Raw genomic sequence first — 11294 nt, forward strand, 5'->3', positions numbered from 1 at the left:
CCTCATCAGCGGGCACGCAGATGTGCAGTTCTCTGGCTTCATCGCAATCTCAGCACCCACGGAAGAGGCGTTATCAGCAGCCGTATCCCAGATTGAGCTGGCTGCCGCACAGTCAGCGTGTGAGACTCGGATCCTCTATGGTCGCCAGACGCAGGGCTTTGTCATTGCAGCATTGCCACTCGCACGAGAGGTGTTTTGATGTTCAGGCGAAAGACGCCTGATCGACTGGACTAGCAACGTGGACCTGCCTTCGGCGAACAATCGAAGAAACTGGGACGAGTGATTTCGTCGAGATTATACGCTCTGCCAGCTGCCCAACTCTTGCCGTTACGAGCGCGTTGACTACCTCGGCGGAAGTGACCGGAGCACAATTGATTAAAATCCTTCAGCAAATTTTCCATTTGTCGTATCAAGTAGCAAAAACGTTCGTATACTATTGGGCAACGACTAGCAGGAGGGGGGCAGCAGTGGACACAGAACCACGTCAGCAGCAGGAGCTGGTGCAGCCGGTTCGAGGTATTGAGGTGCACTCGATTGACTGGATTCCAGAACGAGAGCGGCATGGCAAGCTGTGGCACCAGGCGCCCTTATGGTTTCTCGGTAACTTCCAGTACTTCACAATTCCCATCGGATTTATTGGCCCCGCAATGGGCCTCTCGCTGTGGTGGACTGCACTCGCTGGTCTTCTCGGCATCGTCGTCGGTACATTCTTCATGGCATTCCATGGATCCCAAGGTCCAAAGCTCGGCTTACCACAGATGATCCAGTCGCGAGCGCAATTTGGCTACCGCGGTGTTGTGATCGTCTTGTTCGTCGCGCTCTTTACCTACATGGCCTTTAACGTCACCGATCAGGTCCTTCTTGCGCAAGGGATCTCTGGTGCGTATGGCTGGAATCCGACTGCTATCGCACTGGTGACGGTGATTGCCGCTGCACTGCTCGCAATCTTTGGTCATGATTGGGTTCACCGGGTCTTTCGAATCCTGCTCGTCATCTCCTTCCCCTTGATAACCATTATCACCATTGCGATTATCACCGGCCATGCTGGTGGCTTTGTACCCAAGGCTCACTATGGTTTCACCTTTACCGCTTTCATGGCAGAGTTCTCTGCGGCCGCTGCCTACAACATCACCTACGCACCCTACGTCTCTGATTACTCCCGCTACCTGCCCAGCAGGACCAAGAGTCGTTCCGTCATCTTCTCGGTGTTCTTTGGAGCGTCATCATCGGCTGTATGGCTAATCGCTCTTGGCGCATGGCTTGCCATTCATCTCAATGCAAGTGACGGTCTCTTGGGTCTCAAGACGGCAGGTAACAACGTCGTTGGAGGTCTCGGCTCCGTGGCAGCGCTTGCTTCGGCACTCGCACTGCTCGCAACCATGGGAATGAATGCCTATGGAGCCTCACTGACGCTGTTGACCGGAATCGACTGTTTTAAGAAAGTGAACCCAACCCGCGCCGCCCGAGTGATCTCCATCATTGGCCTTGCTATTGTCTGGTACCTGATCGGTGATGTGATCACCACGAGCGCTGTGAATACCGTCTTCACAGCACTGACGCTCATGTTGTATTTGTTGGTGCCTTGGACCGCGACAAACTTGATTGACTTCTTCTACGTACGTCGTGGACACTATGCAATCACCGATCTGTTCTCACTTGATGGCATCTATCATCGCTGGAACTGGCGGGGCATTACCGCCTATGCGATCGGTTTTGCCGCCGAGATTCCGTTCATGGTGTTGCCGCAGCTCGGCTCTCTGAGTTACATCGGACCGGTAGCGAAGCTACTTCACGATACTGACATCTCATGGCTGGTGGGTCTCGTCGTCACATCCATCGCCTATCTCCTTATTACTCGGGGCTTTGATCCCAAGAGCGAGGAGCAAGCTATTGCAAAGAGTGAGGCGACCCTTAAAGCTGACTTCGGCTAAGCCAACAGGGAATCGCAATGTCAAAAAAGTACCCGCTAGGCCCACGGCTCTTGAAGGCTCGTGAAGCTTCTGGTCTCTCCCTCTCTGATGTTGCAGGAAAAACAGATCTATCAAAGGGCTTCCTCTCTCGCGTAGAGCGCGGGATCGTAAGCCCTTCGGTGGACTCATTGATTACGATCTGTGAAGTTGTCGGTCTCTCTATGGAAGACCTTTTTGCTCCACCTGTGTACCAAATAACCCGCGCATCTGAGCGTCAACGCGCTGTTCTGCCGGGAGAATTGATCTTTGACACGCTTCTCACCTCCTCAACTGAGAAACATGTGACGGTGATTGAGACGGTCGCGGGACCAAGGGGGAACGGGGGCGACGCACTCTATTCGATGCCGACCGAGTGCGAAGTCTGCTACATCGCTTCGGGGAGCATAGAGTTCCTTCTCGACGGCGAAGTGCTTTCACTCGGTTCTGGGGACGCGCTTACCTTCAATGGAACAACACCGCACACATGGCGCAACGTCTCTGAGACCGAAGATGTTCGACTTCTCTGGATCCTCGCTCCTGCATTACCGAACCCATGGATCACAGGGGCAATTGCCGTACCCAGAGACCAGTGACCTAAGCCCATTGGGCGGGAGGGGAGGCGCCAGTCCATGTCCTCGCGCTCCATTCATACAGCAATGATTTACGAGCCCACCAGCTTGTGCGATACACAGATCCAGCTCGATGATCCAGGTCTCAAGGAAGTAGAGGTAAAAGGAGCTGCGGCTGGTGTTTGTCGCTCTGATCTCCATGCCTAGCCTGGCGAAAGGGACCCTCACTTCCTAGCGGTACTGGGACATGAGGGCTCAGAGTACGTCTCACGTGCAGGGGAGGGCCCCCAACTCAATGTTGGCGACCATGTGGTATTGAGCTCGAACCCTCCCTGTAGGAGCTGTCGAAGCTGACGTATGGGACATCCCTGCTCCCGTTAGCGCGCTTCAGAACTCCTCGACCGTGCAGCGTCTGGTTGAGGGAACCACTCGTTTCCATGAATCTGGGAACGGCGCCTTCCTCTACCTTGGAGTCTGATCGTGTGCGGAAGCGGTCGTTGTACCGAGTGCAGGTGTGATGCGCATTCCCTCGACCGTAGCGCTCCACAGCGTGGCTCTCGCGGGATGCGCACTGTGCACCGGCATAGGAGCGGTTCTCAAGCCGGCGAACCCTAAGAGCGGAGCACACGTATCGGTTGTTGGCTGTGGGGGAGTCGACCTCTCCTGTTAGCAGGGAGCATGTCTTGGACATGCGGTCACGATGGTGGCAATCGGCCTCGATTCGTCCCGACTCGAACTTGCATTAGACAAGGGCGCGGCTGAAACGATAACGATCACCTCTGACGAAGTTCGGACAACACTGCGTTAGCATTACCCTGGTGGTTTTGATGCAGTCTTTGATGCCATCGGCGCCATCGACACGATATCTTTGGACATTGACCTCCTTGGATTGATAGGTCCCCAACTTGTCGTGAGGCTGAGTTCATCAAGCTCCGTTTTGTCGATCCTTGCGCACTATCTTGCGATGAGTAATCAACGAATTCTGGAGTCAAACTTTTGGTCGTTTGACTTCAGAAACCGACATTCTACGCATCATCTCACTAGTACAAAATGGTCCCATCGAAGTTGGAGCACTGATCACGTCGTGAGGCGCTTGTGGACGCTGAAGTTGGGCTAGAGGACCTTGCAAATAGTCGAGCGCTATGCGAACTGCTTCTAGTAAGTGGTGGGGATTGAAGCGCCCAGACACGTTGCGGCGATGGTCGGTGCTAGTTGATCAGTTGTGAGAATTATTAGGCAGTACGTTCAAAGCTCGGGATGTGACAGGTGTTCATGAATGACAAGCCAGGCGCCACTCTGGTTCTTGCGAAGGACAATGGTTTCTCGTTCCGTGAGCACTTTGTGTCCGCCGGCCTGGGTAACTTCCGTGTGCACATCGTGTACGAAGAGCCCGATGTCGTTGCTGATCACCTGAATTATGCGGTTTGACGATTCACAACTCAAGACCTCAAACCCTTCGTTGACCCAGTCATCCCAAAGCCGCTGATACTCCTCGATCCCCATCACGTTTGGGCTGTAGTAAAAGGCAACGGTCGCTTCTGGGTCAAAGCTATCGAAATAGGCTCTTCGGTCAAACCGACTGAATGCCTCGATCACGTGATCTGCTGAGGCTGCAATTTCGGAACTGATATCCACGCTTGTTACTCCTTTGGAACTCTGATGTTGGACAAGGGGCTCATGTCGATGCTGACTATTCCAGCCAGACTACCTCCTTGCTGTCATGACTCTTCGTGTATGGAGGTTGAATGTTTTGTGGTCAGGTACGACGTCTTTCATGGAGTCTTTCCTCCTCTTGCAACAGACCACGACCGCCGCCAGGGACAGTTGTGAGGGTGCGCGACGAGGGGCGAATTCGCGTTGTATGTTCTTGCACAATAGCTCATTAGGACAGTGTGGACTTCATTCTTCGAGCAGAGAACCAACCGCCACTTGAGTGTACTCGTATTGCACGATCACAGACCGGCCATGTTCGGCGATAGACATTGTTTTGCCATCGGCCACAAAACTGCTCTTCACCCTTCCCTTCTTGGGAGCGCATGGCGATCATCCTTGGTAGGCGTCAACTTAGCGGTTGCCTTTTTGCGCCCAACGGATCTGTGATCCCTCGAAGTCATCCAACCGCCAGCCTAGTGCAGAGGTGGGATTGAGTGAGAAGAGCACGTCATAGGAGGTATCCGAGGAGGGCAGGTAGTCGTGATCGCCTGGCTGATCATACTTTTGCTCAAGGGCAGTCAGCACGGCGGGATGATTCTGTGGTAAACCGTCATCAGCGGCATTTCCGTAGACGATGAGAACGTTCTCGGCACTCTCAAGATGGAGACCGACATGGGGTTGACGGATGATGTTCCGTGCTTTTCGCGATACTCGGGACGTGTAGAATAGGAACCGATCTTCTAGCACTACACCCCAGATAGGTGCAACGTGGGGCGTATTGTCTAAGTTCACCGTGGCGAGCCAGAAGTTACGGTGCTCGTCCAGTTCTGCCGCTAATTTCTTCCATTGACTTGTTGAGTCGTCCATCAATGTGCATTCTCTCCTCTTGTAGAACTGCGTGGACTCTAGCATAAAGGGTACGCATCGATCTTGTTGCTCTCTCCGAAAGGTTCACCATTGCTTTCGAGATTAGCATCGATATGCTGAGTCTATTTGCTAGATGAGTAGAGGATGCCAGAGTGTATTGAGAGTGAAGAGTCCTTCGTTCGCGAGCAGAAGATGGAACTCGTTGACCTTGGTCAGGGTTTCAGGGATCTTCGCTATCAACGGGGAGACTTGGCGGGCAAGTTGTACGCCTGCGACGGTTTAGGTAATTCAAATACGAGACTAGATCCGGGGTAGACTCTTGACACCTCACCGAAGGATTCGAAATGTTCAGCATGTGAATGGACACGCTGATCGCGTTGTTGATGTTGCTGTGGGTGAAACTCTGCGCCACATCCTAACGCGTAGCCTTGCAAGGCTCCTCGTGCCCCGACGATACCGATTCCTGCTCGCCCCTTAGAGGCCTTGGGTTGGCATCAAAACTTTCGGTCAATGGGGCATGACGATAGCTGACACAAAGCTCTTCGCATTGGAAGGCCGATCCCTTTGCAATCCAATTATCTCCGGTGTCGAGGCATCAAACGCGGCGTGCTTTGCGGTTACACGAGTCCGACATGAGGCAACTCAAGCAACCCCATGAGCCTGTGGCACACGACTCTGGCAAGGCTAGTGGTGACGCCAGATTCCCCGTGGGGCCAGTTGGCGCAGGCCAACGTGGTAGACGACGCAAACCCTCAGCGCCAAAGTCGTTGATGCCATTTCAGCAAACCGTGCGGAGGTGTCTTGGCAGGGCTCGTACCTTTCATGTGACTTACCCCTTGAAGTACCAGTCCTCGGGAGTGATATCTAGATAGGGGTTCTGAGTGACTCCACCAAGCTTGTTTGAAATGAGCGAGATAGCGGCGTCAGGTAAGGGTCGATAGATGTCTGGAAGTTCCTTTGCCATAAAGTTCTGGTACGCATCGAGCGCGGCTTGCGGATCAGAGGAGGTGTGCGTTGCTGCGATCAACGCGTTCGCCTCGGAACTCTGGTAGTTCCCGTAGTTGGAGCCAGCACCACTCGCAAACAATTCACCGCCCGTCGGGTAGTTGTCAGGGCTGTACTCCCAGGTTCCCGCCAAAATCATCTCCCATTTACACGATGGTTGCGAAGGAGTGCAAGGAGCCTCGTCAGCAAAAACGGTGTTCCCGTTTGCAGAAGACAGGATAACGTTGATGCCTGCCTGCTTCGCCGCTGAAGCATAGGCGGTCATCTCTTCCGTCAGGGAGTTGCTCCCAGAGTAGTACTCGAGGTTGAGGTTGAGCGCGAGGCCCTTGGAGATCCCAGCACCGCACTCAGTCGCTGAGCTCCCGGGGCTCTCGCAGGTCATCACTCCATTAACCATCTTCCAGCCATGCGAGGTCAGCAGGTTCTTAGCCGCTGATGTCGAGTAGGGATAGTGGTCTGTCCTCGATGCGGCATCAGCAAAGGGGTTTGACGGCGTGACAGGGACTGGCGAATAATTCGGGACTGCGTCGCCATGCAGAAAGCTTGTGATCCAAGCAGGTTGGTCGACAAGGTGTTGCAGCGCCTGGCGGATGTAGAGTTGTTTGAATACTGCTCCGTAGGTGGGGTTATTAAAGTTCATATTCCAATAGGAGAAGCCAAACTCGGTCCACGGTTCAACTTTGTAGCCGATCGACTCCACGTAGGACTTCTGACTGGCATCGGAGTTTGGTAGGTATCCATAGGTAACAGCATTATTGCCCGCGCGCAACACGTTGAACTCAGCCGAGTCCGAGGTAAAGGGCAACTCCACAAACTGGGACAGGCTCGGCTTGACCGGCCCGGAGTACTTGGTATTGGGGACAAAGACCGCATGCCCTGCAGAGGAGAAACTTGCGAGCTTCCATGGGCCATCCACCACAGACCAGATCGGACTTGATGCGTAGGTGGAGAGATCCTGGGCCTGTGCGTTGAGGAACTTGTAGACCGCCTGGGCTCTAGCGGTCGTCATATCCGCAATGCTCTTGGCAGATGGGTTCGGCAATGGAGTGCTGAGCGATGTGGTGTCCCAAGCAAGTGGAAGGGGGGTGATCTGGCTTAGCTCATTATAGGTAAACCAGGTCGGGCTGTAGGACTGGTTCAAGTGAAAGACCACCGTTGATGCGTTTGGCGCAGAGTAGGAGACGACGTTGTCAGGAAAGTCCCCAGGGACGTAGGCCCCCCAATCGACCTTATTGGCCTTGAGGAGGTTCATCCAAAAGATGACATCGCTTGAGGTTACAGGTTGACCATCGGACCATTGGTACTTCTTCAAGGTAATCGTGACCGTTTTGTCGTTGTTGGAGTAGACCGGTGCGTTCCCAATCGAAAGGTTGTAGTTGATCTCGGCCTTGTCCCCTTGCCCAAAGAAGTACAGCGGCCGGTACATAAGAATCTGAAACTGCGCGAGGTTGGCGATCGAAAATTCCGCACCTGATGTGAGTGGGAGAATGTAGTTCGGGTTGGCTCCGGCGGCCTCTGCGTAGTAGGCAGTACCGCCTTTCTTGGTCGTGCTCGACTGTGGCGTAGCCGATGACGTTGATCCGCAGGCTGCCAGGAGCATCGATCCAGCCAAAGCGGCGCCCAAGATCACAGTTGTTCTCGTACCTGTTCGTTTCATGATCCCCCCTCGTTAACGACTTCTCTCGAGCTGTTTAGTCGATACAGTAGCACAGCTCTGACTCGGATACTGCACAATAAATGTCAAGATTCTGTTACTTCGTAATTTCTTATACAACACGTTTCCTGAAGCGCGCGACCACCCCAACCTTGCTTCTGTTGGGCCACCGAAGTCCTTCCTGTAGCGTTGACTTGCCTCTGTTGCGCAGCGAGTTGGCATTGCAGGCAGGGTCATGCGTTACCATCATTGTTGTAGGCAAGATCGCCTCCGAGGCGACGAGGGAGCCCCAATCGGGTGCTGGGTTGATGACATAGTTTTCTCCTTGCTGGTTGGTTCGCCATGCCGCGACGGCGCAACGCTAGAACGTTGAGGGTCCGGGTAAGTCTTGGCCCGACCAATCCGTTTCGGAGTAATCGACCTCAAGAGTTTACCGTTCAAGAGCTCATCTCGTAGTCTCGAGTTGAACGTCTTGGACTTTCCGTTCTGCCCGCATCTTTCCAGCCAACGGGTATGGGATGGCTCCAGTTCCCCTGCTTAAGTAGCATGAAATCATCCAATTGTTTGTCCATTGTCTATTCTGATGCAGGAAAGAGTATGGCACACTTGGCCATAATCTGATGGAGGGCTGCAATGACCCCTTCTGTATCGCTGGAATGATCAACGAGGGTTGCTGCGTACTCCCTTGCCTGCTTGTCGGCGATGTTTCACGACTTCAAGACCTTCCTATCTGCGCTTGTATCGAACTGAAAATCCATGGTTCAGGTGACATTGGCACCTATGGGAGAAGGAGCTTCCAGAGGAACTCCCACGCGCAAATCGATACGGAGGGAAGTGAGAACGATCCTTACCGCGACAACGAGCTATTCCCTCAGCCTAGCTATTTTGGTGGTGGCAAGATAGACTCCATGCCCATGCGGCCACACTCACCCAGACGAGCCAAAGCTATTGTTGCTTTGCCGGTGGCATTAGCGTTGCTTGTCTCTGCTTGCTCTGCCACGGCTTCCTCCAGTTCGCGCCAGACCGTCTCGGGGATCCATGTTGTTCAGATTGCGATCCCAGTTGGTTCTCCGGTTTTCCTTGGCGGTGCTCCTTTTGGGAATGGTAATGGCTTGCTGACCTTTAATCCTCAGGTTCCGTTTTCCAATACTCTAAGGCATTTCTTCCCACCGGACTCTGCTTTGTTGGCCGGCGTATCGAGCAGCGGCCAACTCAGACCACTGTTGACCGTTGCGCAAGGACGTACGCTCATGTCCCCCTACAAGCACTCGGGAGGGATTTTTGTCACGTCAGCATCATTCATCAACGCCGAGGACGGCTGGGCTGCGCTTTGGAGCGGAGCGTCAGCGCTAGGAGCGGTTGCCAGAACGACCAACGGAGGGCGCTCTTGGGCCAAGATTCAAGGCTCCTACAGCGCAGGGAATGGTTCGAGTCTGATTGTCAGCGCGGCGAGCACAGCAGCCGCTTGGTTGGAGGTCACGCCAGCAGGAGGAAACGAAAGCGATTACTTCTATCACGTCACCGGAGCAGGTCAGCAAGTCCAACCGGTCTGTCTCTGTGACTGTGGGCCGACCTTAGTCGGGGTGCTCGGTCACAACAGTGCGGTTGGTGCCGTGGAGACCTTGGACTACCTACCGCCCACAGCTGCTCCTGTCGCATTCTTCACCTTCTCCGGCACCAAGAGCGCGACATGGACTCCTGCAACCCCTTTGCGCTATGCGCTGGCTGTCGGCGACCTTCAGGGGCAACCTGAGGTTGCGGGGGTTGTCACACTCCCACACAGAGGTATCAACAACGTCGTGGTGGAGACAGACCACACCGTGAGGACAAAGATAAGGCTCTCGGATAGTCGTGACGTGCCTTCCGCAGCCTTTGGCCCTCACGGCTCCCTACTTGTGGGGTGGGTCACCGAGCAAGGTGACGCGAAGCTGGCACTGTTTACCCCGGGTCAAAGCAGGCCATACAAGACCGCGAACTTGGGTAGTATTTTGCCGAAACACGGGGGAGTTGGTCCGATTGGAGCGCAACCAGTGAGCGTTCAAAGAGCGGGTTCGTCGTTTCTCGTGTTGAGTTCAGCATCGCTTCGTGACTTTGGCGTTCTTAAGCGTGCTTGGATAGTGTCCGGCTAAAAATCGGGTTAGCACCGTCTTACCGAGTGAGCACTGAGATGAGAGACAGTCGTGTGGTCAAGTCAGTGAGGACGCTGAGGAGAGAAGTAGCTACTGAGCCGGTATTCCTTGGTGGAGGTGATGGGACTCGAACCCACGAACCTCTTGACTGCAAGTTCCGCAAAGTAGGGTTTATAGGGTCTCATTGAGTCTAACAAAGTACATCTGAACTGGGAGTTTGCATTTTGGGGTAAGTCACCCCAGGCCACGTCCATGACCCCATAGGCAACCGGATAGGCAACCGGCTAGGGTGAAAGAATGCGAGGTCGACGGACGCTTGGTCAAGGCAGCATCTATCGCTATAGCGACCAGTGGCGTGCCCTTTTGAAGTGGAGGGGACCCGACGGTAAAGTCATCACCCGATCCAAACGATGTCGCACCAAGGCAGAGGCAGAAGCCGCACTGGCGAGGTTTCGTGGGATCCGAGATGCCGGTGTCACTGAGAATGCAGCAACGACTATTGACATGTTGCTCACCCGATGGCTTACAACCCATGGGGGCGATATCGCTGGCTCCACCTTGGTACAGTACGAGTGGGCCACCAGACATATCACCAAGAGGTTGGGCCCTCTCCGGATCGAACGGCTCACCCCGGCGATGGTCGATCGCTTCGTGGATCAACTCGCAGAGTCCGGTCTGTCACCTCGTTCACGTCGTCTCATCCGAGTCGCACTCTCCCAGGCGTGCAAGGCAGCCGTTGGCTGGCGATTGATCCCGGCAAACCCCTGTGATCATGCGAGGCCGATCAAGTTAGAGCGACGAGAACCAGAGGCTCTCAGTGTTGAGGAGGCGAGACGACTCCTCAGTGCCGCCAAGGATGACCGACTCGGTGTCCTCTGGCTCCTACTTCTCTCTTTGGGTCTACGCCGTGGTGAAGCACTCGCTCTTCGATGGAGCGACCTTAACTTGACAGCAAAGACGCTCACCATCTCGCGTGCGCGAGTGAAATCGGGTGCCAAGGTGATCGAGGGACCGACCAAGACCGCCCGCTCTACCCGTACTGTCCCCCTTCCTGCCTTTCTCGTTAGCGCACTCCAAGAGCATCGAGTAAACCAACGCCAAGAACACGAGAAGCTGACAGAGTTGGGCTTTACCCCAGCGAGCGAGTATCTGTTCACCTCACACTTTGGCCGTCCCCTGGACCCGGATAACACCTCACATGCCTTTCAGGCCTTTGCAGCACGAGCAGGTCTTGGTAGGCGCCATGTCCATGAGTTGCGCCATGCGGCCGCCTCCTTGATGCTGGCAGCTGGAACCCCACTACCTGAGGTATCTCGTGAGCTTGGTCATAGCTCAACCCGGATCACCGACGAGGTCTATGCACACCTTGGACACGAGGCTCTAAGGGGTGCAGTGGATCGACTGGCTGGGGTGTTGGATCCGGGCCTAGATCACATTTCGTAATGGCGCCATGCGAGTAAGCTACATA

7 protein-coding genes and 1 pseudogene are annotated in these 11294 nt (G+C 54.6%); 5 read left to right on the forward strand and 3 right to left on the reverse strand.

The window, feature by feature from the left end:
- The 3 genes and pseudogenes from M7439_RS08940 to M7439_RS08950 form a co-directional block, all read left to right on the forward strand.
- Positions 1–199, forward strand: a pseudogene (locus tag M7439_RS08940) (hypothetical protein); the annotation flags it as partial.
- A 268-nt stretch (positions 200–467) separates the two neighbouring features.
- A complete protein-coding gene (locus M7439_RS08945) occupies positions 468–1931 on the forward strand; it encodes a cytosine permease (protein WP_298341889.1) in 1464 nt (487 codons plus the stop codon).
- 17 nt (positions 1932–1948) lie between these two features.
- A complete protein-coding gene (locus tag M7439_RS08950; protein ID WP_298341886.1) occupies positions 1949–2542 on the forward strand; it encodes a helix-turn-helix domain-containing protein in 594 nt (197 codons plus the stop codon).
- A 1221-nt stretch (positions 2543–3763) separates the two neighbouring features.
- On the opposite strand, the gene M7439_RS08955 is transcribed toward M7439_RS08950, so the two are convergent.
- The 3 genes from M7439_RS08955 to M7439_RS08965 form a co-directional block, all read right to left on the reverse strand.
- Positions 3764–4153: a nuclear transport factor 2 family protein gene (locus M7439_RS08955; RefSeq protein ID WP_298341883.1), complete on the reverse strand. Its 390-nt coding sequence runs from the start codon at positions 4151–4153 to the stop codon at positions 3764–3766.
- 429 nt (positions 4154–4582) lie between these two features.
- A complete protein-coding gene (locus M7439_RS08960) occupies positions 4583–5038 on the reverse strand; it encodes a pyridoxamine 5'-phosphate oxidase family protein (RefSeq protein WP_298341876.1) in 456 nt (151 codons plus the stop codon).
- A gap of 829 nt (positions 5039–5867) precedes the next feature.
- Positions 5868–7700 (reverse strand): ABC transporter substrate-binding protein, encoded by a 1833-nt coding sequence (locus M7439_RS08965; protein ID WP_298341873.1) that lies wholly within the window; start codon positions 7698–7700, stop codon positions 5868–5870.
- Positions 7701–8947: 1247 nt separating this feature from the next.
- Here M7439_RS08965 and M7439_RS08970 point away from each other — a divergent pair.
- Together M7439_RS08970 and M7439_RS08975 are read left to right on the forward strand one after the other, a co-directional pair.
- The gene (locus M7439_RS08970; RefSeq protein ID WP_298349731.1) at positions 8948–9826 is read left to right on the forward strand and encodes a hypothetical protein; all 879 of its coding nucleotides are present in this window, start codon (positions 8948–8950) and stop codon (positions 9824–9826) included.
- 297 nt (positions 9827–10123) lie between these two features.
- On the forward strand, positions 10124–11269 hold the full coding sequence (locus tag M7439_RS08975; RefSeq protein ID WP_308464467.1) for a tyrosine-type recombinase/integrase: 1146 nt from the start codon (positions 10124–10126) through the stop codon (positions 11267–11269).
- Positions 11270–11294 lie beyond the last annotated feature (25 nt).

It is taken from the genome of Ferrimicrobium sp. (assembly GCF_027319265.1).
In the GTDB taxonomy this organism is placed as follows: domain Bacteria; phylum Actinomycetota; class Acidimicrobiia; order Acidimicrobiales; family Acidimicrobiaceae; genus Ferrimicrobium.